19 protein-coding genes are annotated in these 24083 nt (G+C 56.8%); 16 read left to right on the top strand and 3 right to left on the bottom strand.

The features are described from left to right. Nucleotides 1-582 precede the first annotated feature (582 nt). The 12 genes from ACFPPD_RS04805 (at nucleotide 583) to ACFPPD_RS04750 (ending at nucleotide 14084) form a co-directional block, all read left to right on the top strand. Nucleotides 583-2085 (top strand): FTR1 family iron permease, encoded by a 1503-nt coding sequence (locus tag ACFPPD_RS04805; RefSeq protein ID WP_378081351.1) that lies wholly within the window; start codon nucleotides 583-585, stop codon nucleotides 2083-2085. A gap of 30 nt (nucleotides 2086-2115) precedes the next feature. Further along, a complete protein-coding gene (gene efeO, locus ACFPPD_RS04800) occupies nucleotides 2116-3312 on the top strand; it encodes an iron uptake system protein EfeO (protein WP_209743642.1) in 1197 nt (398 codons plus the stop codon). A gap of 21 nt (nucleotides 3313-3333) precedes the next feature. Further along, entirely contained in the window at nucleotides 3334-4572 is a 1239-nt protein-coding gene (efeB, locus tag ACFPPD_RS04795; RefSeq protein WP_209743641.1) for an iron uptake transporter deferrochelatase/peroxidase subunit, read from the top strand. Between the two features lie 115 nt (nucleotides 4573-4687). Further along, a complete protein-coding gene (locus ACFPPD_RS04790) occupies nucleotides 4688-5461 on the top strand; it encodes an NUDIX domain-containing protein (RefSeq protein WP_209743639.1) in 774 nt (257 codons plus the stop codon). A 61-nt stretch (nucleotides 5462-5522) separates the two neighbouring features. Beyond that, a complete protein-coding gene (locus ACFPPD_RS04785; RefSeq protein WP_209743637.1) occupies nucleotides 5523-6062 on the top strand; it encodes a cysteine hydrolase family protein in 540 nt (179 codons plus the stop codon). Nucleotides 6063-6089: 27 nt separating this feature from the next. Beyond that, complete coding sequence (gene nadE, locus ACFPPD_RS04780) at nucleotides 6090-6923, top strand: ammonia-dependent NAD(+) synthetase (RefSeq protein WP_209743635.1); 834 nt, start codon at nucleotides 6090-6092, stop codon at nucleotides 6921-6923. A gap of 4 nt (nucleotides 6924-6927) precedes the next feature. Then, nucleotides 6928-8370 carry a nicotinate phosphoribosyltransferase gene (locus tag ACFPPD_RS04775; RefSeq protein WP_209743633.1) on the top strand — a complete coding sequence of 481 codons (1443 nt, stop codon included), beginning with the start codon at nucleotides 6928-6930 and terminating at the stop codon, nucleotides 8368-8370. A 74-nt stretch (nucleotides 8371-8444) separates the two neighbouring features. After that, entirely contained in the window at nucleotides 8445-9338 is an 894-nt protein-coding gene (locus tag ACFPPD_RS04770; RefSeq protein ID WP_209743631.1) for an ADP-ribosylglycohydrolase family protein, read from the top strand. 61 nt (nucleotides 9339-9399) lie between these two features. Further along, nucleotides 9400-10338, top strand: coding sequence for a LacI family DNA-binding transcriptional regulator (locus ACFPPD_RS04765; protein WP_209743629.1), 939 nt, complete (start codon nucleotides 9400-9402; stop codon nucleotides 10336-10338). Nucleotides 10339-10407: 69 nt separating this feature from the next. Then, a complete protein-coding gene (locus ACFPPD_RS04760) occupies nucleotides 10408-11250 on the top strand; it encodes a DegV family protein (RefSeq protein ID WP_209743627.1) in 843 nt (280 codons plus the stop codon). Nucleotides 11251-12107: 857 nt separating this feature from the next. Further along, the gene (locus tag ACFPPD_RS04755) at nucleotides 12108-13208 is read left to right on the top strand and encodes a Gfo/Idh/MocA family protein (RefSeq protein ID WP_209743625.1); all 1101 of its coding nucleotides are present in this window, start codon (nucleotides 12108-12110) and stop codon (nucleotides 13206-13208) included. A 210-nt stretch (nucleotides 13209-13418) separates the two neighbouring features. Next, nucleotides 13419-14084 (top strand): SOS response-associated peptidase, encoded by a 666-nt coding sequence (locus ACFPPD_RS04750; RefSeq protein ID WP_209743623.1) that lies wholly within the window; start codon nucleotides 13419-13421, stop codon nucleotides 14082-14084. Nucleotides 14085-14251: 167 nt separating this feature from the next. Here ACFPPD_RS04750 and ACFPPD_RS04745 read toward each other — a convergent pair whose 3' ends face one another. Then, on the bottom strand, nucleotides 14252-15148 hold the full coding sequence (locus ACFPPD_RS04745) for a helix-turn-helix transcriptional regulator (RefSeq protein WP_209743621.1): 897 nt from the start codon (nucleotides 15146-15148) through the stop codon (nucleotides 14252-14254). 146 nt (nucleotides 15149-15294) lie between these two features. Between ACFPPD_RS04745 and ACFPPD_RS04740 the strand changes: the two genes are divergently transcribed. The 4 genes from ACFPPD_RS04740 to ACFPPD_RS04725 all read left to right on the top strand — a co-directional run bounded on the left by ACFPPD_RS04740 (nucleotide 15295) and on the right by ACFPPD_RS04725 (nucleotide 21626). After that, on the top strand, nucleotides 15295-16350 hold the full coding sequence (locus ACFPPD_RS04740) for a Gfo/Idh/MocA family protein (RefSeq protein ID WP_209743619.1): 1056 nt from the start codon (nucleotides 15295-15297) through the stop codon (nucleotides 16348-16350). An 80-nt stretch (nucleotides 16351-16430) separates the two neighbouring features. Further along, nucleotides 16431-17015, top strand: coding sequence for a thymidine kinase (locus ACFPPD_RS04735; protein WP_209743617.1), 585 nt, complete (start codon nucleotides 16431-16433; stop codon nucleotides 17013-17015). A 171-nt stretch (nucleotides 17016-17186) separates the two neighbouring features. Beyond that, nucleotides 17187-17321 carry a helix-turn-helix domain-containing protein gene (locus tag ACFPPD_RS04730; RefSeq protein WP_378081346.1) on the top strand — a complete coding sequence of 45 codons (135 nt, stop codon included), beginning with the start codon at nucleotides 17187-17189 and terminating at the stop codon, nucleotides 17319-17321. Nucleotides 17322-17558: 237 nt separating this feature from the next. Continuing rightward, nucleotides 17559-21626 carry a DUF5695 domain-containing protein gene (locus tag ACFPPD_RS04725; RefSeq protein WP_378081344.1) on the top strand — a complete coding sequence of 1356 codons (4068 nt, stop codon included), beginning with the start codon at nucleotides 17559-17561 and terminating at the stop codon, nucleotides 21624-21626. A gap of 88 nt (nucleotides 21627-21714) precedes the next feature. Here the strand turns inward: ACFPPD_RS04725 and ACFPPD_RS04720 are convergent, their stop codons facing one another. Beyond that, a complete protein-coding gene (locus ACFPPD_RS04720; protein ID WP_209743615.1) occupies nucleotides 21715-23307 on the bottom strand; it encodes a PucR family transcriptional regulator in 1593 nt (530 codons plus the stop codon). 44 nt (nucleotides 23308-23351) lie between these two features. After that, entirely contained in the window at nucleotides 23352-24080 is a 729-nt protein-coding gene (locus tag ACFPPD_RS04715) for an SDR family NAD(P)-dependent oxidoreductase (RefSeq protein ID WP_209743613.1), read from the bottom strand. Nucleotides 24081-24083: the final 3 nt, after the last annotated feature.

Here is a 24083-nt window from a genome sequence, read left to right as displayed (position 1 = left end):
AATTTCAGAAAATTCAGATCACCTTCCAAGGAAGGTGTACGGGGATTGACATGTGGCTCTTCTTTTAATGCAATGCTAATGGAAAAAATCGACTAACTCGTGCGTAAAGGGCACCGCGGTCGGCAGTTACTCGAAAAAATCGACTAACCCGCGCTTAAGGGCTACCGTATATTCGGAAGAAATGAGCTAAATAACCTGCATTTTTGCAGGTTGTCGGCGCAAAGGCGCGAAAACCGCCAAGAGGGAACGGCGGTTCCCAAAAACGAATCCATGTTTTCGAAACATACGGACTTTTTCGACAGCCTTGGGGGCTCCCAAAAGGGGTCCTCATTTTATGTCCAATAACTGACCGAACAAAGCCAGCGCACCGAACCAGGCCAACCGACCGAACCGGTCAGTGGACGACATGGTTCGCAAAGAAACAATTCCCGTCTATTCCGCGCCGTTGCGCTGATAATCGTGCGTTTTTAGACATTAGTTATAATTGACACCCTCTAGGTTACTGTCTATAATTATGCTGAGATTGAGAATTATTCTCACCGGTTTAAGCTATCATTTCATCGCAATAGGGAGGCAAACGCAATGAAGAGCATGGACCGGAGCAAGCGGATCGCGGCGGCGCTTCTCACGACGGTTTGTGCGTTTATATTGTTTGCGGCATTTTCGTTTACTTACGGACCGGTCGCGCACGCGGAATCCGCGACGGGCAATAAGGACGTCGGCGAGATCGTCGCGAGCGCGGAACAAATGAACGCGGATCTGGAAGCCGGCAAGCTGGAGCAAGGCGCCGAGTCGTTCGGACAGATCAAGAAGTGGTGGACCGCGAACAAAGCGGAGGCAAAGCGGCAGTCGCTCGACATGGCGCTCGAGATCGACGGGAAGATCGCCGCGTTATCGCTCGCCTTCGTCGGCAAGGACGCGAAACAAGCGGCCGCGAACGCCGCGGATTTAAGGTTCTCGCTGCAAATGTACGCGGAGGGCGCCTTCGCGGACAACGACGGCAAGATGAATCTTACGCTCGGCACATACGTCATGAAGCTTCGCCAGACGGGCGACCTGATCTCCCAAGGCAAGTGGGAAGAAGCCCAAACCGAAACGAAGCTGCTGCAACGGCAATGGCTCGCGGTAGAAGGCGACGTCGTCAGCCAGTCCCAATCGGCGTACGACGCATCCGAGCGCGACTTGGTCATACTTGACGCTTATCTGTCCAGCGAGAGCAAGAGAGACGGGGCTTCCGCCATCGTCGACCGGATGGTCGAATCGCTTACGCCTCTCATCGATGCGCAGTACACTTGGATGGACGCGGCGCTTATTCCTATTCGCGAGGGCATCGAGGCGCTGCTCGTCGTCGGCACGTTGCTCATGTTCGCGAAGAAAGCGAACTCCGCGCCGGCGAAGCGTTGGGTCATCGGCGGCACGGCGGCGGGCGCCGCGGTGTGCGTCGCGGTCGGTTTCCTCGTCGCGTTGCTGTTGTCCTCGAGCGCGTTCGGACGGAACAATTCGCTCATTAACGGATGGACGGGCGTATTCGCGAGCCTGCTGCTCCTCTACGTCAGCTACTGGCTTCACCGCAACTCGGACGTCAAACGCTGGAACAAATTTCTCGCCGACAAGAGCGCTCGGGCGCTGTCGGGAGGCAAGATGATTTCCCTCGCGCTGATCGCGTTTTTCGCGATTACGCGCGAAGGGCTGGAAACGGTCATCTTCCTGATCGGCATGGTCGGCAAAATGCCGGCAGGCGAGCTGTCCGGCGGCATCGCCGCGGGATTCGGCGTGCTCGTCGTCTGCGCGTTCGTCATCATCAAGGCGGGGAAGAGGCTTCCGGTTCGCCCCGTGTTCCTCGCGTCCAGCGTGATTGTCTTTTACTTATGCTTCAAGTTCATGGGCTCCGGCATCCACAGCTTGCAGATGGCCGGCGTCATCCCTTCGACGGTGCAGGATTACTTGCCGGAGAAAGCTTCGTTCAGCTTGTACCCGTCTTGGTACAGCACGCTCCCGCAGCTTCTGTTCCTTGCGGCCGGCTTATCGGTCGTCCTTCTTCAAGCGTTGCCGTTCAAACGGAAAAACAATAAAATCATGGCTTAATCGTCAGATTAAATGGGGGTAGTCCAGTTTATGAACGCCAGAAACCGCAAAAGCTTTTCCAGGTTAAATTACGTCCTTATCGCTTCCATGCTCGTCGTTATGATTGCCGCTTGCGGCAAGAACGATTCGAACGAGCCCGCGGCCGCCGCTTCCGGATCCGCGGAACAAAGCGCTTCTCCTTCCGGAGATTCGAGCGCGATCCAAGACGGCACGGCGAAGCTGCAGGAAGAAACGACGAAGCTGCAAGACGCCATCGGCAAGAAAAACCTCGACGAAGTGAAAAAGCTCGGCAAAGCGGTCAACGACGCTTGGCTCGCTTACGAGAACTCCGTCCGCCAAGTTTTCCCTCTCGAATATACGGAAGTGGAGAAGTACGTCATGCCGATCTTCTCGGCATCGGCTTACGATAAAGTCGATTTCGACGCGCTGACGATTACGGCGACGAAGCTGCAGGAAGCGTTGACGGCTCTCAAGAACGCCAAGCCGACGACGGCGAACACGAGCGAGCTGTTGACGAAAGCGGTAGACAACTACAAGAAGTTCGTTCAAGAGCAAGCCGACGGTCTCGTTAGCCAATCGAAGCTGTTCGCGGAAGCGGTCAAAGCCGGGAACGCGGACGAAGCGAAGCGCCTGTACCCGCAAGCGCGCGTCTACTTCGAGACGATCGAACCGATCGCCGAAAGCTTCGGCGACTTGGATCCGCGCATCGACGCCCGTCTGGCGGACGCGGAAGACCCGAACGCTTGGGGCGGCTTCCACCGCATCGAGAAAGCGCTCTGGGCGGACAACTCTCTCGGGGGCATGGACAAATACGTGGATCAACTCGTGAAAGATACGCAAGAGCTTCAATCGAAAGTCGCTACGTTCGAGCTCGAGCCTAAAGCGATGGTAGCGGGCGCGATGGAGCTGCTGAACGAAGCGGCGACGTCCAAAATCACCGGCGAAGAAGAAATCTACTCGCATACGGACTTGGTCGACTTCGCGGCCAACGTGAGCGGCTCCAAAACGGTGTACTTGGCGATCATTCCGGCGCTGAACGAGAAAAACCCGGATCTGGGCAAGCAACTCGACGCCCAGTTCGTGAAATTGGAACAAACGCTCCTCGGCTACCAAACGACCGGCGAATACGTCGCTTATGACAAGCTGACGACGGAACAAATTCGCGAAATCAGCGACGAGCTGAGCCAATTGTCCACGTTGATGTCCCAAACGGCAAGCATCCTTTAACAGCGAACGAGGAGGTCCGACATGGGAGAGCAAACGAATAAAGGCGGCATTTCCAGGCGCGATTTCCTGAAAATGTCCGCGGTGGCCGGCGTCGGCCTCGCGATCGGCGGCGCGGGTATGTCCGCGATCGAACGGGCGATCGGCACGGACGGCACCGCCCAAGCCGTAGGCAATCCCGCGGGCGAGCAAGTGCCGATGTACGGCGTCCATCAAGCGGGCATCGTTACGCCTCAGCAGACCTACATGTATTTGGCGAGTTTCCGGATCACGGCGCCGAATCGGGACATCTTGATCCGGCTGCTGAAGGATTGGACCCGGTTCGCCGATTTGAGCACGTCGGGAGGCTCGATGCTTACGGGCGACAATCCGAACCTTCCGCCGAGCGACACGGGCGAATCGCTGGACTTGCCCGCATCGCGGTTAACGGCGACTTTCGGGTTCGGTCCGTCGCTGTTCGGCATCGGCGGAACCGACCGCTTCGGCATAGGAGGCAAGCTTCCGAAGCACTTGAAGGATATTCCTCGCATGCCGAAAGATAACCTGGACCCGTCGCAGTCCGGCGGCGATATCGTCGTGCAGGTGTGCGCGGACGACCAGCAGGTCGCTTTCCACGCGATCCGCAACTTCATTCGCCTGTCGACGGGCTCCGCGTCGCTGAATTGGATGAACGAAGGCTTCATCAGCGGGCAGCCGGGCAAGACGGCGCGCAATCTGTTCGGCTTCAAGGACGGTACTGCGAACGGCTTGCACCAGACGCCGGCCGGTTTCGACGAGGTCGTGTGGGCGGCCGAAGACGAGCCTTCTTGGATGAAGGGCGGCAGCTACTTGGCGTTCCGCAAAATCCGAATGCTGCTGGAAGTATGGGACCGCTCGTCCCTCGCCGACCAGCAGGACACGTTCGGCCGTTATAAGGAATCGGGCGCCGCATACGGCAAGAAAGGCGAGTTCGACGCCGTCGACGCGTCGCAAATGCCGGATACCGCGCACGTTCGCCTGGCGAAGGAATCGAAGCAACAAATTCACCGCAGGGCGTTCTCCTTTACGGACGGCGTCGATCCCCGAACGGGCAACGTGAACGCGGGACTGCTGTTCCTGAGCTATCAACGCGACCCGGACATCCAGTTCGTGCCGATGCTCAAGATGATGCAGAGCAACGACAAGCTCAACGAGTACACGCTTCACGTCGCGAGCGGCATGTATGCTTGCCCGGGCGGCGTTCGCGAAGGCGAGTATATCGGACAGAAATTATTCGAATCTTAATAGAACGTAGACAAGGCAGCTCCTAAGCGGGCTGTCTTTTTCGGGATTGACATTTCTATTTCATATGTTCATAATGAAAATATCAAAACGACATTATGTAGAGCGAGTGACCGCGATGGACGAAACGAACAATCGGCAATCCGGATATTCCGCAAGTTCCTATCGAACGCCCGACGGCGCGCCCGCGGATATCGTCATTTTCACGATTACGTCGACGGAACGCCGGGCGGCCAAGAAATCGCTGCCGTTAATGGAGTTGCAAGTGCTGCTGATCGAGAGGAAGGGATGGCCCTTCGAAGGGCAGTGGGCGTTGCCGGGAGGATTCTCGAAAGACACGGAATCGATGTACGAGTCGGCCAGACGCGAGCTACGGGAAGAGACTTCGATCGAAGACGTTCATTTGGCGTATTTCAACGTGTACAGCGAGCCGGGCAGAGATCCGAGAGGATGGATGATCTCCCACGCGTTCTTCGCGCTAGTCAACGAAAGGCAATTGATGAATCGCAAAGCGGCCGACGACGCGGCGGACGTGAAGCTCGTTCCCGTTGAAGAGGCGCTTCGGATGCGACTCGCTTTCGATCACAACGCGATTCTCGCGGATGCATGGGAACGCGTGCGGCATCAGATGCTAACGACGACGATCGCGAAGGAGTTTCTCCCGGAACGGTTCACGATCAGCGAACTATACCAAGTCATTCGAACTGTCGTTCCCGAGTTCGAGGAGAAGAATTTTATTCGCAAAATCACGTCCACGCAAAGCCGCAACGGCATCATCGAGGAAGTACGGGATTCTCGTGGCGAGCCCGTCACGTCGAACCGTTATTCCCAACGGGCCGCGCAGTTGTATCGATTCACGGACTATCAGCCTCGGCTATCTATTTACGGATAGTTTCGATTTCTGGCACTTGATATTGTCGAAATAATAGTATCAATTCGAGGGGGAAAAGAGCATGAACGCATTGATCGTCATCGATTACACGGTCGACTTCGTCGTCGGCAAGCTGCCTTGCGGCCAGCCCGCGATCGATATCGAGATGAGAATCGCGGAATTGGCGGACCGGTTCGCGAAGCAAGGAGATTTCGTCGTATTGGCGGTCGATCTTCACGAAGAAGATGACCCGTACCATCCGGAAACGAAGCTGTTCCCTCCCCATAATATCCGCGGAACGGAAGGAAGGCAGTTGTACGGCAAACTGGACGAATGGTATCGGTCCAACGGGCAGAGCGCTTACTGGATGGACAAAAAGAGGTACAGCGCGTTCGCCGGAACCGATCTGGATCAGAAGCTAAGGGAAAGAGGCATCGAAGAAATCCATCTCGTGGGCGTGTGCACCGATATTTGCGTTCTTCATACGGCGGTCGATGCGTACAACAAAGGATTTCGAACCATCATACATGAAGACGCCGTCGCGAGCTTTAACGAGGCCGGGCACGAATGGGCGCTCGGGCATTTCTCCGGCGTTCTAGGAGCCCTGGTCGAACGCGGTTAACGATAATGATTGACGGGAGGAACGACGATGACGAACAAACAACGCGTGATCGCGAATGCGCTGAAGGTGAAACCGACGATAGACGCCCGCCAGGAAATTCGGGAAAGGGTCGATTTTCTGAAAAAGTATTTGATCCGTTCTGGCGCGAAAGGTTACGTGCTGGGGCAATCCGGGGGACAGGATTCTACGCTCGCCGGCAAGCTAGCGCAGCTCGCCGTTAACGAGCTGAACGCCGAGGGCGGGGATGGCTCCGACTACGTATTCATGGCCGTTCGTTTGCCTTACGACGTGCAGGCCGACGAAGAAGACGCGCAGGACGCGATCCGATTCATCGAGGCGAATCGCGTCGTGACGGTGAATATCAAAGCGGCGGCGGAGGCTTCGATCCGGGCATTCGAGGATGCGACGGGCGAGAAACTCAGCGATTTCCTGCGGGGCAACGTGAAGGCGCGGGAAAGAATGAAGGCGCAATACGATCTCGGCGCTCATTATCGCTTGCTCGTCATCGGGACGGATCACGCCGCGGAGGCAATAACCGGCTTCTTTACGAAGCACGGGGACGGTGCTTGCGACGTCGCGCCGATCTACGGGTTGAACAAGCGGCAAGGCAAAGCGTTGCTCCAAGCGCTCGATTGCCCGTCGCATTTGTATACGAAGAAGCCGACCGCGGATTTGGAAGACGACAAGCCGGGCCTGCCCGACGAGGACGCCCTTGGATTGACTTACGAACAACTGGACGATTACCTGGAATTGAAGCCCGTTTCCGAGGACGTCGCCCGCAAGATCGAAGAGCGCTACGACCTGACGGAGCATAAGCGGCAAGGGCCGGTAACGGTATACGACGAGTGGTGGAAGGCGTGAGGACATGGGAGACAATTTAACGCTTCATACGGATAAATACCAGATCAACATGATGTACGCGCACTGGAAGAACGGCTCGGCGAACGAGCGGGCCGTCTTCGAGGTTTACTTCCGCAAGCTTCCGTTCGGCGGCGGCTACGCGGTGGCCGCCGGGCTCGAGCGAATCGTCGATTACATTCGCGATTTAGCTTTCGACGACGAAGAGATCGCATACTTGCGCACTCAGGAAGAGAATTACGACGAAGGGTTTCTGGCCGAGTTACGGGCTTTCTGCTTCACGGGCGACTTGCACGCGGTCCCGGAAGGAACGCTTGTCTTCCCGAACGAGCCCCTCGTCCGGGTCGACGCCCGCATCTTCGAAGCGCAGCTCGTCGAGACGGCGCTGCTGAACTTCTTGAACTACCAGACGCTGATCGCGACGAAGGCGTCGAGAATCAAGAGAGTCGCTCCGAACGATCGGCTGCTCGAATTCGGAACGCGGCGGGCGCAAGAAGCCGACGCGGCGGTGTGGGGAGCGCGAGCTGCGTACGTCGCCGGATTTCACGCCACGTCGAACATGAGGGCGGGCATGCGTTTCGGCATTCCGACTTCCGGTACGCATGCCCATGCATGGGTGCAAGGCCACGACAGCGAAGAGGAAGCTTTTCGTAAGTACGCGGAGGCGTTGCCGGATCACGTGACGCTGCTCGTGGACACTTACGATACGCTGAAGAGCGGCGTTCCGAACGCGATCAAGGTCGCGAAGCTGCTACGTGAACAAGGCAAGGAGTTGAAGGGCATTCGGCTCGACAGCGGCGACTTGGCCTACTTATCGAAGCGAGCCCGGGAAATGCTCGACGAGGCGGGGTTCCCGGACGTACGCATCGTCGCTTCGAACGATCTGGACGAGAACATCATCGCCGAACTGAAGGCGCAAGGGGCCCGAATCGACATCTGGGGCGTCGGCACGCAGCTTATTACCGCGTTCGACCAACCGGCGCTCGGCGGAGTCTATAAGTTGATCGCAAGGGAGAAAGACGGCGCCCTCGAACCGGTCATCAAGATATCGGGCAATCCGGAGAAAATCTCGACGCCCGGCGTCAAAGACGCGTACCGGATCGTAAGCTTAGAGACGGGAATGGCCGTTGCTGACTACGTCTGCATGCCGAAAGAGGGCGAGGCCGTGAGGAGCGGTGCGCCGTTAAAGCTGCTCGATCCGCTCCACCCGCACCGCTTCAAGGAGATCGAGAATTACGAGGTGTTTCCGCTCTTGCACCCTGTTTTCAAAGAAGGCGAACTCGTCTATGAACTGCCCGCCTTGCCGGACATTCAGAAGTTCCACGAACGGCAGATCGCCCTGTTCTGGCCCGAACACCTTCGCAAGCTGAATCCCGAGCCGTATCTCGTTAACGTCAGCCGCGGCCTATGGGAGCAACGTGCCAAGCTGATCGAACGCTATCATCCTTAATCAAGAACGTTTATCGGAAGCTCTGAGCGAAGGGTATAACGGCGTAAGGGAAATCGGGAGGAGGAGGAAACCGGATGGGAGATTCGAGCTTGCTCGATAAAATCAAAGGGGGACTCTACGGCGTTGCTATCGGGGATGCCCTTGGCGGGACGACGGAGTTCATGACGGCAAGCGAGGTCAAGCGGCGGCACGGCTACTTGACCGAAATCGTCGGCGGAGGCGTATGGCGTCTCGAGCCGGGAGAAGTGACCGACGATACGATGATGACGTTGTGCGTGGCGGAAGGCATCCTCGCGAATCCGGGTTCGCCGATGACGTCGATCGGCGAGCGATTTCTCGAGTGGTACGCGTCGAAGCCGAAAGACATCGGCAATATCGTCAGGCGCGTTTTGAGCTCGTACGACGGCAGCTGGTTCGAGGCGGCATTGCTGACGGACCAGGATCTCGGGCGAAGCGGGGGCAACGGAACGCTTATGCGTTGCATCCCGGTAGCGCTTGCCTACGCGAGGCTCGAGGACGTCGAGCGTGTTTCCGTTATCCAATCGAGAATGACGCATTACGACGAAAGGTGCGATCAAGCTTGCGTGTCATACAACCGCATCGTTCATCGAATTCTGCGCGGGGAAGAGCTATGCCAAGCGATCCGGGCAGAAGTTACAGGCACCGAATACGAAGAGTCGCTGGACGGCGATCCGGGATGCGAGCCGAGCGGCTTCGTCGTCCATAGCTGGAAGTGGGCGCTCCATTTCGCCTATAACGCGGATTCTTTCGAAGAGACGGTCCAACTCGCCGCGAATAAGGGCGGGGATAGCGATACGATTGGCGCGATCGCCGGCGGATTGGTCGGTGTCTATTACGGATTCGAGCGACTTCCCGATCGTTATCGCAACGCCATTCTCGTTCGCGACCGCTTGGACGATATCGCCGAGAGACTATTCGCGCTTCGCGTCGCGGCAAGCGGGAATTGACAAGGCCTGCTCTCCGTAATAAGGTTGGCTTAATCGAATAAGCGGGCGAGGGCCGGTAACGATGAAGAAAATCACGATGAAAGACATCGCGAAGGAAGCGGACGTATCGACCGCGACCGTCTCGTATATTTTGAACAATGTCGGCAATCAATCGATCTCCCCCGAGACGAAGTCGAAAGTGCTGAAAGCGGCCGAGAAGTTGAAGTACGTTCGCAATTTGAACGCGCGATCGCTGAAGCGGGGCAAGTCCGACCTGATCGGGATCATGCTGCCGCGTTCGCCGGAAGAACCGTACTGGTCGACGCTCCGATACGCCAATGGCGTATTTCTCCTTGGGGAACGATTGAATCGGCACGGTTACCAGATCGTCGTCGCTTCGTTCGATCACGAGGAACCGAAGCTCGACGTCATTCTCGAAAGGGAACTCGACGGCGTGTTCGTATGGAACACGAGCCCCTCGGCCTTCTACCAAATATCGAATCGTTACGGCATGGGCGTCCCGGTCATGGGGATCGATAGCCGGCTAGACGACGAGCTGTTCAGCAAAATGATTCCCGATTTCAAAGCGGCATTCGCGGAGGCGGCATCGATGGCTGGGCAAGAAGCGGACTACGCCATCGTCGACGTCTACAACGATCCGGGGGTTATCGCTTATGTCAAGGAAGCATCGGGCGTCTCGGAATCGAACTTTCACGTCTATTCGGGCGAAGCAGAATTGAAAAGCTTCCTCATCGGCCGCGAGCAGGACGTCGGCTTCGTCGCGAACGAGTTTCTATGCGCCGCCGCGCTGCGAACGGTCGGACCTGGCCAGCTCGTCGCGTTATGCACGTCGGACTGTCCGGAGCTGTTGCCGGACAACGTGAAGAAAGTCGTCTTCGACTCCGAAGTATACGGGGTCATCGCAGAGAAAATGGCGAACATGATCGGGAACGGCGAGGCGTCGGATCCGGCTGGCTTTATCTTCAAGGAACCGTTATTGCTTTCGGAACGTAAGAGATAATAGACAACACGAATACGTTCTCGACAGTTCGGGACGGATTCGATCAACTGGCGAAAGCAGGATGACCTTTTGGCCTCCATAAAAATCGTGACGGATTCCACCGTCGACTTATCGGACGACCTCTTACGGCAATACGGCATCGAAGTCGTGCCGTTATCTTTATGCTTGGACGGCCGCGTGTATTTGGACCGCGTCGACATTACCCCCGCGCAGTTCATGATCGAGATGAAGCAAGCGAAGGAGCTGCCGAAGAGCTCGCAGCCTCCGGCGGGTGCCTTCCTGGAAGTATATGACCGGCTCGGAGCCGATGGCAGCGAAGTGCTGTCGATCCATATGACCGGCAACATGAGCGGAACGGTCCGTTCCGCGCAGATGGCGGCGGATATGACCGACACGAAAGTGACGGTCGTCGATTCGAGGTACATTACCCAAGCGCTCGGGTTCCAAGTCGTCGAAGCGGCCGAGATGGCGCGCGCGGGCAGAAGCGTAGAGGATATTTTAGCGCGATTGGACGTCGTCCGCGAGCAGACGCGGCTGTTCGTCGTCGTCGACACGCTTGATAATTTGGTGAAGGGCGGCCGGATCGGCAAGGGAACGGCTTGGATCGGATCGCTGCTGAAGATCAAAATCATCGCCTCTCTCGACGGAGGAGAATATACGCCGGTCGCAAAGGTCAGAAGCCGCTCGCATATCGTCGAATACTTGGCCAAGCAATTCGTCGAAGACGTTCGAGGCCGTACGATCAAAGGCGTCGGTCTCATTCACGCGGACGGCTACGAGTTGGCTTCGAAGCTGAAGGATGCGATTTTCGAGCAGACGGGTTACGATCGGATCCGCATCGAAGACACGACGCCGATCATCAGCACGCATACGGGACCCGGAGCGATCGCGTTCGTTTACTACTTCGAATAGATTGGCAATCATACGTACAAGAGGCTTTCCGCGCGGGAAGCCTCTTTTTTTGCCGTTCAATGCATTCTAACGGCCCGTATTTTCCCTTTTGTACTGCGACGGCAGCGTTCCCGGCTTGATCTTCCGGATCATCCTGCCAGTATTGAAGCCCGGCGATCACGACGATAGCGGTACACGCCTTCCTCAGTTGCTGGAACGAATTCATCATGGGCGTCATGGGCGTCTCGTACTTCAATACGGACAGGCTGCGCACGCTTCCGTTCGCCATCGTCTACTTCATGACTAATACTCGTCCAACTACGGCGCGCATTTCGCGGTACTCGCGATAATCTCGATTCCGTCGATCGTCATGCACCTGCTGATCACCGACCAAATCTTCCACGGCATTACGGCAGGCGCTCGAACAAACGATGCCGAACGCCGCTAAATTCGCTCAATGACCTGGTTCGCCGGAATAACATCGCCCCGCGCCGCTAAATCGTCGCAATGGCTCTTTTCGCCGGAATAACATCGCCCCGCGCCGCTAAATCGTCGCAATCGCTCTTTTCGTCGGAATAACGCCGCCACACGCCGCTAAATCGTCGCAATCGATCTTTTCGTCGGAATAACGCTGCCACACGCCGCTAAATCGTCGCAATCGCTCATTTCGTCGGAATTACATCGCCACACGCCGCTAAATCGTCGCAATCGCTCATTTCGTCGGAATAACATCGCCCCGCGCGGTTAAACCTCGTCGGTTTTCTTTCAGGTTATGCCAAATTGCAATAACGATTGAGCCAGATTGGTTATGCCGAACAATGCTAGAGTAGTAATTAGAATTGACCTAAACAGAATGGACGAGGAGCGAGATTCATTCCATGAAGAAGATCAAGGTGGGCATGATCGGCACGGGCAACATCAGCGGCATCTATTTTCAGAACGGCAACCGTTTCGAATCGATGGAGATCGTCGCGTGCGCGGACATCGACGTCGAGCGCGCGAAAGCGAAAGGCGAGGAGTACGGCATTCGGGGCTGCTCGGTCGAAGAACTGCTGAACGATCCGGAGATCGAGATGATCATCAATTTGACGATTCCCCAAGCGCACGCCAACGTCTGCCTTCAGGCGCTAGAGGCCGGCAAGCACGTCTACGTGGAGAAGCCGCTCGCGGTTACCCGCGAGGACGGGCTGAAAGTACTCGAGCTCGCGAAGCAAAAGGGACTGTACGTCGGCTGCGCGCCGGATACTTTCCTCGGCGGCGGCATCCAGACTTGCGTCAAGCTGATCGAGGACGGCTGGATCGGCACGCCGATCGGCGCGACGGCGTTCATGTTGGGCGGCGGTCCGGAAGATTGGCATCCGAACCCGGAGTTCTTCTATCAAATCGGCGGCGGTCCGATGTTCGATATGGGGCCTTACTACTTGACGGCGCTGATCGCCTTGCTCGGTCCGATCAAGACGGTGACTGGCATGTCGAGAATTTCGTTCCCGGAACGGACGATCGGCAGCGAGCCGAGGAGAGGCCATGTGATGAAACCGGAGATCGCCACGCACATCGCGGGCGTCCTGCAATTCGAAGCCGGTCCGATCGGCACGCTGCTGACGAGCTTCGACGTGAAGGGAGGCACGCAATTGCCGCGCATCGAAGTATACGGCAGCCAAGGAACGCTGATCGTACCGGATCCGAACACGTTCGGCGGCCCGGTGTACATCCAGCGCGCGGGTGCGAATAGCTGGTCCGAGATTCCGCTGTCTCACGGCAAGTCGGAGAACGCCCGCGGCGTAGGAGCGGCTGACATGGCGAAAGCGATCCAAGCCGGGCGCAAGCACCGCGCGAGCGGACAACTGGCGTACCACGTGCTCGAAGCGATGCACGGGTTCCACGACGCGTCCGACGCGAAAGCCCACTACGAGATGAAAAGCACGTGCGATAAGCCGGCGGCGCTTCCGATCGGACTCGCGGATTACGGCTTGGATTAAATGAACGGAAAGAGGCAATCCCAACGTCGATCGACAGAGGGGTTGCCTCTTTTTTCGTTGGAGGTGTTTTCATCGAGAATGTGGGCTGCGCGAGGAGGGTTTATACGCGAGACGAAGTATCTGCCCGAGAATCGCTCTTTGTCATACATAATTTTACCAGCGGTCGCCCACACTGATGAATAGTAAATTCATGGAAATGGGTGATTGACCGTGTGCAATCGTTTCTCGTTGACGGCGGAGTTGGCCGATTTGACGGAGAGCTTCCGTATCGATCGGGTTCATGTTCCCTATCTTCGCAGGTTCAATATCGCGCCGACGCAGCAAATTCCGATCATACAGCAAATCGGCGAGGAGCGCTGCCTGAACCAACATCGCTGGGGGCTTATGCCGTATTGGGGGAAAAATTCGATCAACGCGAGCCTCGATATGCTAAGCGACCGTAATTACTTGCGTCTCATGCTGCGCAAGAAACGCTGCGTCATTCCTTGCAGCGGATTTTACGTATGGCGGACGGAAGGCAAAAGCAAGAGCGCGTGGCGAGTCGTGCACCGGACGTTATCGACGTTCGCGATGCCGGGCATCTACGACGTATGGCTCGATTCGGAGAGAAACGAGTTCCCGATGAGCACCGTTATCACGAGAGGAGCCTTGTTCGAAACCGGAGATCCGCTCCCGGTCATTCTGGACGAGGAGTCGATGGACGCCTGGCTCGACCCCCGGGAGACGAGACCCGAAGTGCTGCAATCGTTGCTTCAAGGGCTGCCGGACGCGGATTTCAGAATGTATCCGGTCGCGCCGTTCGTCGAGAACGCGGAATGGGAAGCGCCGGAGTGCATCGTCGAAGTGTCGCCCGAGCTTAGCTGGGTGAAGCATTAAGTCCCTCCGCATGAATCGAAAGCCCCCTGTTAGGACCGATGTGGCAACGTCGGCTTAACAGAGGGTTTTTCTGCGACAAAACAATGGACTAATCTGATCATCCGGCTACTGGGTTGCGCCTCGCCATCATCCTATCGGATCGGATATTGCCGGCCATCCTCCATTCCTTATTTTGGGATATCCCGCTTGCGAGCGCGGGAGGGGGGCATGCCCCTATACTGCTTGTACAGCTTCGTAAAATAGTTCGGGTTGCCGCAGCCGACCGCGTCCGCGATTTCCGTGACGGACAGGCCGCTTTCTTGCAGCAACCGATCCGCCTTTTCGATTTTGCACAGGTTGACGTAATCGACGAACGTCCTTCCCGTCGCTTTCTTGAACGTCTTGCAGAAGTGAAAGACGCTCATGTTGACGCGAGCGGCCGCTTCTCCGACCGACATCCGTTCGTCGCAACGGTCGGCCACGTGGCGAATGAGCCGTTTGAATGGCTCCCAATCCCTCGTCCGGGGAGCGTCGGAAGGCTGAACGCGAGCCGGGGCCAAGCGGGACAGGCGGATGAACAGCAACAACAGGTTCGCTTTGACGGCGAGCCGGTAATCGGGCTTCTTGTCCTCGTATTCCCGGCATGCGGATTCCAGCAGCGCTTGCGCGGCAAGGGAATCCGGATGGCCGCTATCGAGCTTCGAAGGACCGAGCGGCTGTCCGTCCACGAGAGGGCGAATCAATCCGCGGTAAACCGGATCTATCGAGAACTCTTGGAAGAGAGCCGGACTGAAGACGACGGATACGTATCGAACCGGGCCGTCAGCCAAGCAATACCCGACGTGGAGGGCGCCCGAAGGCACGATAAGAATGTCGCCCGTCCGGACGTCGTAGGGCTCGCTGTCGATGTGGAACACCGCGGATCCTTCCCGCATGATGATCATTTCGAGATGCTCGTGCCAATGCAGGAACAGGACGTTCTGCTCCTGGGCGACGAAGGCGTTCCCGTTATCGAAAGCGTGGAACGGAAACGTTTTGTCGGGCAGCCGGGTGTTCTCTCGGAGTTGGCTGTCGGAAGTCATCATCCATCGGCCTCATTTCGAACAAGATACGACTAGTTTAACACAGGATTACATAGAGAATTCGAATTATTCACCGTTTATAATGAGTGTATCACGAGTCCTCGGAACAAAATCGGAGTGTTCCCCGGGGCGCAAGGGGAGAAGAACGAATGACGGCAACTTATCGAATCGCCATAGCGGGATGCGGCGGCATGGCTAATACTTGGGTCCGCTACGCGATGGCGAGACCGGACGCGGAGATCGTCGCGCTCATCGACATCAAGCTCGAGTTCGCGGAAGCGTTGGCGGAGAGGCACGGATTGGTTTGTCCGGCGTTTACCGACCTTACGGAAGCGATCCGGCAGACCGGAGCGAACCTTGTTTTCGACATTACGATTCCGGCCAGCCATCACGCGATCGGCACGACGGCGATGACGCTCGGCTGCGACGTGCTCGCGGAGAAACCGCTCGCCGAGACGCTGCCGAAATGCTCGGACATCGTCCAAGTCGCGGAACGTACGGGCCGAACGCACGCCGTCATGCAGAATCGCAGATACGATCCGAGAATCCGCGCATTGAAGGGAATGATCGACGGCGGCGCGATCGGCAAGCCCGGATACGCGGGAGCTGATTTCTTCATCGGGCCTCACTTCGGGGGATTCAGGGAAGCGATGGACAGTCCGCTGCTGCTCGACATGGCCATCCACACGTTCGATCAGGCGCGTCTCATTCTCGGCGCGAATCCGGTATCGGTCTATTGCCAGGAATTCAATCCCGCCGGCTCTTGGTACGCCGGACAAGCGGCGGCCATCTGCATCTTCGAGATGTCGGACGGCTCGGTGTTCTGCTACCGCGGTTCCTGGTGCGCGGAAGGCGCGCCGACGTCATGGGAAGCGTCATGGCGGATCACGGGCGAGAGAGGCACGATCTTGTGGGACGGCGCGGGCAACCCTTATGCCGAAGTCGTTGCTCCCGGCAACCAAGAGGGCAAGTTCATCCGCGATTACGCGCGCGTGGAAGCGGAGCCCGCCGAAATCGGGAATACGTTCCACGACGGCTGCCTGGACGAGATGTTCGCCGCGCTCGCCGAAGGAAGAAAAGCGGAGACGGATTGCCGCGACAACATCCACAGCATGGCGATGGTGCTCGGAGCGATCGAGAGTTCCCGGGAAGGCCGCAAAATCAAGATCGCGGATTTGTTGGAGGCGGTCGCCGCAATCCGATAAAAGCTGACAAGACTCCCTATTACGGGGAGTCTTTCTCATGTATAATGGTGGCTATCGATCATCATTGCGGAGGTTGCACAGTGGCACAACTTTATTTCAAATACGGGACGATGAACAGCGGCAAGTCGTTCGAGATCATTAAAGTCGCGCACAACTACGAGGAGCAAGGCAAGCCCGTGCTCATCTTCACGCCGTCCATCGATACGAGAAACGGATCGGACCGGATCGGTTCCCGGGTCGGCTTCACGCGTCCGGCGATTCCCGTCGACGAGCGCACGAACCTATATGAAGCGGTCAAAACGCAGCTGTCCGGATCCGGCCGATTCTTCTGCGTGCTCGTAGACGAAGCCCAGTGGCTGAAGAAGCATCATATCGTGGAACTGACGAGGGTCGTGGACGAGCTGAACGTGCCGGTCATGGCGTTCGGACTGAAGAACGATTTCCAGAACGAATTGTTCGAAGGAAGCTATAATCTGCTCGTGTACGCGGACAAGATCGAAGAGATCAAGACGATCTGCTGGTATTGCGACCGCAAAGCGACGATGGTCATCCGGTTCAAGGACGGCGTCCCGGTCAACGAGGGCGAACAAATCCAAGTCGGCGGCAGCGAAGACTACAAGCCGGTATGCCGCAAGTGTTACAATAAGGCGTTCCAGGGAAAATAAGGGATGCCGAGAGGGCCGCGACGAACGAACCGTTCGCTTGCGGTTCTTTTTTTTCGTCGCATCCGCCATTTCGACAAACTTAGACAGGATTAGCCGTTGCGGCCTGAGAAGGGCGCATGATATAACGAAGGCAAGAACTTTTCTAAACGATTAAACGAGAAAGTGCGGCCGTTGACGGAGATCGGCATCAAACTTATCGCGGCCACATCCAACGTCAAGACCGCCACCGTGATCTTCGTGCTGAACGGCACCCGCAACGTCAAGCTCAATACCCGGGAAGAGTACTTCGCGTCATCGGGGATATGAATGACAGCCGAGCAGGCGGATAACCGGCCGATGCCGGGCTGTGCGCTGATCGAACGTGATACGGTTGCGGCTTGCGGGCAATGCTGAATTCTTTTAAGCAAAAATCTAAACGTTTAGATTTTCGAAATCGGCGGAAAGGAGGTGATGAGGGCGGCGCCCGCATTGGCAAAGAGAGAAGACAGGGACATCCAGAAGGAGAAAACCGGCTGAAAAACGATAACCGAGGAGGAATGGATCATGTTCTCGCAGGCCATCCTGCCGAAAACGAAACGAATGATCGTATTTGCGGCAAGTCTATTTGTAAGCGCTTTATTTCTAATCGTTTATCCGAAGCTGGCGTCCGCTTATACGATTACGAACGGGACTTTTAACGTGCAAACCGGATCGAACGGCGAATTGACGTCGATCCAGCTCGTGGGCGACAATTTTCCGACGAACTACGTCATGAACGGAACGAACGCTCCGAACCAGAACACGGCCGACCATCAGTGGGTCGGTGAACTGATGTTCAAATACCGGCTCGGCTCCGGGGCATGGACGACCGCTCTCACGAGCAAGTCCGCCGACGGCAGAACGCAAAGCCAGAGCGGCAGCACGGTGACGGTCACCTATCAGAACTCGACGAACGCCGAAGGCGTCAAAAACTTCAAAGTCGTCGAGACGTATTCGCTCGTGAACGACGCGCTAGTCTGGTCGATCAACTTGACGAATACGAGCACGCAGACGTTGGAGATCGGCGACCTAGGCTTGCCGCTGCCGTTCAACGAGTTCTGGTCCGGCGGCAACAACGAACAAATCTACGAAACGCGGGTCGTTACGCACTCCTTCGTCGGTAACAACAGTTCTTACATTACAGCTCAGCGCCCAAGCGGCATCGGTCCTTCCTTGCTCATGATCCCGGACGCGACGACGGGCGCCGGCTTCGAGTATATGGACAACTGGCGCGTCGAGGAGCATCCGGGCAGCAATTGGTCGGCCGACCAAGGCGGCTGGCCGGAAGGGCTTACCGTGTACTATATCCACTCCAACGTCATCAAGAGCACGAACCGCGGTTACTTGCCGAACACGAGCCTGACGCTCGCGCCGAACGCGAGCAAAACGTATTCGTTCAAGTTTTTCAAAACGGCGAACGAGCAAGCGCTCAAAGATAAGCTGTATACGGAAGGTCTCGTCGACGTCAACGTCGTGCCGGGCATGATCGTGCCGACGAACCAGACCGCGAAGTTCGACCTGCACACGTCGAAGGCGATCACGTCCGTCGTCGCCCAATATCCGTCCGAGACGACGATCGCCTCGCTTGGCACGACGGGCACGGATCATAAGCTTTACTCCCTGACGATGAGCCGTCTCGGGCCGAACAACGTGACGGTCACTTACGGCAACGGGGAGAAGACGGTGCTTCAATTTTACGCGATCGAGCCGATCGACGCGGCATTGCAGCGCCACGCGACGTTCATGGTCAATAACCAGCAGTGGAACGTTCCGGGCAATATCAAGGACAAAGTGTTCGACGACTGGATGATGCAGAACAACGCCAAGCGCAACAATTTCGCCGGATACTGGGGCTGGGGCGACGATTGGGGCTACACCCACGCGCAGTTCCTGGCGGAGAAAAACGTTCAGACCCCGGTCGCGACGGAAGTTACGGCCCTCGACGACTACTTGACGGTCGCGATTTGGAACAATCTGATGGCGACGAACCATTCGGACTATCTTATCTACGACTTCCTCATGGCGGTGCCGAATACGACGCCAACGTACCGGGGCTACGCCTACCCGCACATTTACAACACGTTTTTCAGCATGTATAAAATTTCCAAGCTGTACCCGAACTTGATCACGTACGACAATCCGCGGACGACGTATTTGCTGCGGGCATACAACATTTTCAAAGCGCTGTACGACGGACCGGTCGCTTATAACTGGAATACGGGATTAATGGGCGAATTGACGACGCCGGAAATCATCAAAGCGCTGCAGGACGAAGGGTATACGACGCAGGCGAACGACATGATCTCGAAAATGGCGACCAAATACAACAATTTCGCCAACACGACGTATCCTTACGGCTCCGAATACAACTACGACAACACGGGCGAAGAAGCGGTGTACACGCTCGCGAAGATGAACAACAACACTACGATCAAAAGCAAAATCAACACGAAAACCCGCGCGACCCGCGGCCAGATGCCGGTCTGGTATTTCTACACCGATCCGGTGACGATTACCGGAGAGCCTTGGTGGAACTTCCAATACACGGTATCGCTTGCCGGCTATGCGATGGACGATTGGACCCGCAACCACTCGACGACGCCGGAAGTCGAACAAAGGCTGTCGTACGCGGCAAAGATCGCCAACGTCAGCGCGATCAACTCCGGGCAGATCAGTTCGGACGCGGCGGACATCGGGGCGGTGTCTTGGACGTACCAGTCGAGCAAAGGCAACAACGGCGCGCTCGGCTTGGACGGCGGGCCGCTCTTCAACGGCTGGCGCGGCATGTCCGGGGAAGCGGATCTCGGCTTGTTCGGCGCGATCAAGATCTTGAGCGCCGACGTCGCGGTCGACCCGATCTTCGGCCTGTACTGCTACGGTTGCGACGTGACCTCTTCCGGCGGCAATTATGCCGTGACGCCGAAGGACGGCGTATTCCAGAAGCTGAATCTCATTACCGAGAAGTTCGGCATGGAGCTCGAACGCGACAAATATACGGGCGCGACGATCGCCATCGCCAAAAACGCCGTCAATTTCACGCTGGCGAACGCGACGCCGGGAACGGCGCATACGACGAAAGCGACGTTCAGGGGATTGGCTGCAGGCACGTATAACATCCTCGTCAACAACGCCGCCGTCGGCTCCGTCAATGCGACCGCGGGCGGAACGACGACGGTCAACCTCAGCATCGGTACCGCCGCGACCTATGACATCAAGCTGCAACAGGGTACGCCGGTCAACAATGCGCCGATCGTCGACGCAGGCTCGAACGCAACCGTTACGCTGCCGGCCGCTATCACTCTGGCAGGTACCGTGAGCGACGACGGATTGCCGAGCGGCGCCGCGGTGACGACGACATGGAGCCTGCAAAGCGGACCGGGCACGGCTACGATCGCGAACGCAAGCTCGCTGAACACGACCGCGACGGTCACGGCGGCGGGAACGTACGTGTTCCAACTCTCCGCTAGCGATACCGCGTTGACGGCGACGGATTCGGTGACGATCACCGTTCAAGCCGCATTGCCGGATCAACTCGTCCGCTATCAGTTCAGCGAGACGAGCGGCACTTCGGCGGCCGATACGTCCGGCAACGGCAAGACGGGCACGTTAAACGGCGGGGCGACTTGGGCAGCGGGACAGAGCGGCAACGCCGTTAGCTTGAACGGCTCGACCGGTTACGTGAGCATGCCGAACGGCATCGCGAACGGCGCGACGAGCTTCACGGTCGCGGCGTGGGTGAAAGCGAACAGTCTTAGCAACTGGACGCGCATCTTCGACATCGGCACGGGCACGACGAATTATATGTTCCTGTCGCCGCAACCGGGAGCGGCCGGGCTTCGATTCGCCATCACGACGAACGGTAACGGGTCGGAGCAGCAAATCAGCTCGACGACCGCGTTCCCGACCGGCGTCTGGAAACACGTCGCCGTCACGATTTCCGGCTCGACGGGCAGGCTTTACGTCGACGGGGTGCAAGTGGCGACGAACGCGAGCATGACGCTTAATCCGTCTAGCCTCGGCAATACGACGCAAAACTGGATCGGCAGATCCCAGTATTCGGGAGATCCTTACTTCAACGGGTCGGTCGACGACTTCCGCATGTACAGCCGCGCGCTCAGCGCTTCGGAGATCACGGCCTTGTACGGCGGCACGCCAACGCCGTCCAACATCGCGCCGCTCGGCACGGCATCGACGTCCTTCGTCTCGTCGTGGGAGAGCCTGACGGGACTGAACGACGGCTATACGCCGACGAGCTCGAACGATCGCGGGCACTCCGTGTACGGCAACTGGGACAATCCGAACACGACGCAATGGATTCAATACGATTTCAGCCAGAATTACACGATATCGAGCGCTGACGTCTATTGGTTCGATGACGATGAAGGCATCGATCTTCCCGCTTCCTGTTCCATTCAATATTGGAACGGGACGGCTTGGGTGAACGTCGCCAGCCCCGTCGGATTGGGTCTGCTCGCCAACCAGTACAATACGACGACGTTCACGCCGGTGTCTACGAACAAGATCAGGCTGAACATTACGGCCAAGGCCACCACCTCGACGGGAGTGGAAAGTTGGAAAGTGTACGGTAATTAAAATAGCTGCATGCCGCGTTCGAGAAAAGAAGACTCCCTGCTTTCGGGGAGTCTTTCTCTTTGATTTGGTTCATTTTCGCTTGCGCCGCTCATTCCTCGGCCTGCAAAATTTCCCTGAATATGAGCGCCAGCTTCAATTGAAGCAGATCGCTTGTTTTTCGCAAATCCACGCTCAGCAGCTCGCTAATCTTCTCAAGCCGGTACAGCACCGTGTTGCGGTGGACAAACAACTGTTTCGCCGCATCGTTGATATAGCCTTCATTGGCGAAATAAGCTTCGAGCGTATGCAGCATCTCGGTTGCGTAATCATCGTCCTTCTGCAGAAGGGGCTGAAGAAGGTTTAAGATGTATTTCTTCACCGCATCGCGGGGGATATGGCGGAAGAGGGAGATATGCTCAAGATCCGAGAACATCGTAACCTTATGACCGATGGACAAGCGCTCGCTGAGGGCTATCGCTTCCCGGCACTCCTGATAAGCTTCCCGTACCGCTTCCAAAGCGAATTTCGGTTTGCCGATCGAACAGCGGAATCCGGGATCTTCCGTCTCTTCCAGTACTTCCTTGTATATTTTCGCGATCCGGTGCAGGTGTGCGGTGACGGAAATGTCTCCTTCCGGAATGGAAAAAATAGATACCATGCCGGAATCGAGAAAAAGGTGATGGGAATCGATCCCCGTCAGATAGGGGTGGTACATCAAATCCCGGCGGATCTTGCGGAGTCCATTATGCAGATCGGATTCCGGAAGGAGCTGTCGCACGGGGATGGTATTCACGCACAGATAAGCGGCCTTTTGAGCCGTATTGCGCGTCGCCTTGACTTGTTCAATAAAGTGTTCCGGCGTCATTTTCCCCTGTAGATAACGCTCAAGCATTAATATCCAGCGATGCCCGGATACGGTCAGCGCTTCGTCCTGCAGCCGATTCATCTGAAAGGACAAGATTTCGGCGGCTTGGTGGAAGAGTCCTACATCCTCTTGGGCAATGGCGGCATCCAGAGGAATCACAAGAAGAAACCCGCAGCATTCCCCTTCCTGCATCAAGGGGAGGGTATAACGCAAACCGTTCGGCGTACGGGTTTTCTCGGATTTAGAGCTCCAAGGCCAGCCTTTGAGAATCTCGGCTTCCGGCCAATCGCTCGTGCAATACAGAATTTGCCCCCGCGCTCCGATGACGACGATCGGATGCGACAGGACCTCTCCGATTTTCTGGAAGTGGTTGGGCGAATCCCCGGGTTGAATGGCGAAGCGGATCAGATTTTTTTGCTTATCGAGCGCGTCGTGAAGCTGTTTCGTGTTTTTCTCGATCTCGGCTTTCACCAACGCGTTCATCTGATCGGAGAACGTAAACTCGAACGGCAATTCGATAAGGGGGAAATGAAGCCGATCCGCTTCTTCGACCACGATGGAAGGGATTTCTGTCCAGTAGCGTCCGAGCTTGATTCCGAGACCGGCCGACCCCCGTTCGTTCAGCTTCCGAAGCATCAGCAGGAAGTCGTCGGGCGTATCTTTGATGGCGAACGCCGTCGTGAACAGCATTTCGCCCGATTTCACCCAGTTGAAGACGTCCGGGGCATCCATCATATTCACCGATCGTATGACGCGATTCGCGCCTTTGGCGCCCGCGACAAGCTTTGCTTTGGATAGAGGATACAGATGAAGGGCTTCCTCGACAGTAAGATCCAAGAATGTCATCCCCTTTCCTCAGGAAGATTGCATGGTCGTTTGAGTTAATACATGATCATTCCGCCGGTAACGTTAACGGCTTGCCCCGTCATGTAGCGGGCATCTTTGGAGGCGAGAAAATAAGCGACGTCGGCCACGTCCTCCGGTTGTCCGAGCCTGCCTAAAGGCGTTTTGTCCAGCCAGCAATCCGCCGGTCTTGGCGAATCCTTCCCGATTTCCGATTTGATGATGCCCGGACATAGGCTGTTCGCCCGAATGTTATAGGGGCCAAGCTCCATGGCCATTACTTTCGTAAGCTCGATAACGGCTGCTTTGCTGGCGCAATAGGCCGACTGAAGCGTTGACCCCCATTTTCCTCCCATGGATGCGATATTAATGATCGCGCCTTCTCTTCGTTCAACCATCTCGCGGACAATCGGCTGGGTGACCAGATACAAGCCTTTGACGTTGACGTTAAAAGTGCAATCGAAATCTTCTTCCGTTGTCTCCAGGAAAGAGCGCCATCTCAGAATTCCCGCGTTGTTCACCGCGACATCGATGAAGCCGAATTGATTAAATATCGAAGCGATAACGCTGTCCACGGCGGATTTGACGGAAATATCGCACGAGAAGTAGCCGCCGCCGCTCTCGGCGATCAGGCTGAGCGCTTCGGGACTCGGCTGATCCGGCAAGTCTAACAAGACGACCCGATCCCCTTCCCGGCTAAATTTCTTGCCAATGGCGAGACCGATGCCGCGGTTGCCTCCGGTAATCAATACCGTTCGTTTCGTCATCCT

The sequence above is a fragment of the Cohnella suwonensis genome (genome assembly GCF_042655365.1).
Classification (GTDB): domain Bacteria; phylum Bacillota; class Bacilli; order Paenibacillales; family Paenibacillaceae; genus Cohnella; species Cohnella suwonensis.
Note: the sequence above shows the minus strand (reverse complement) of the source record. Positions and strands in the feature narration are given on the sequence as shown.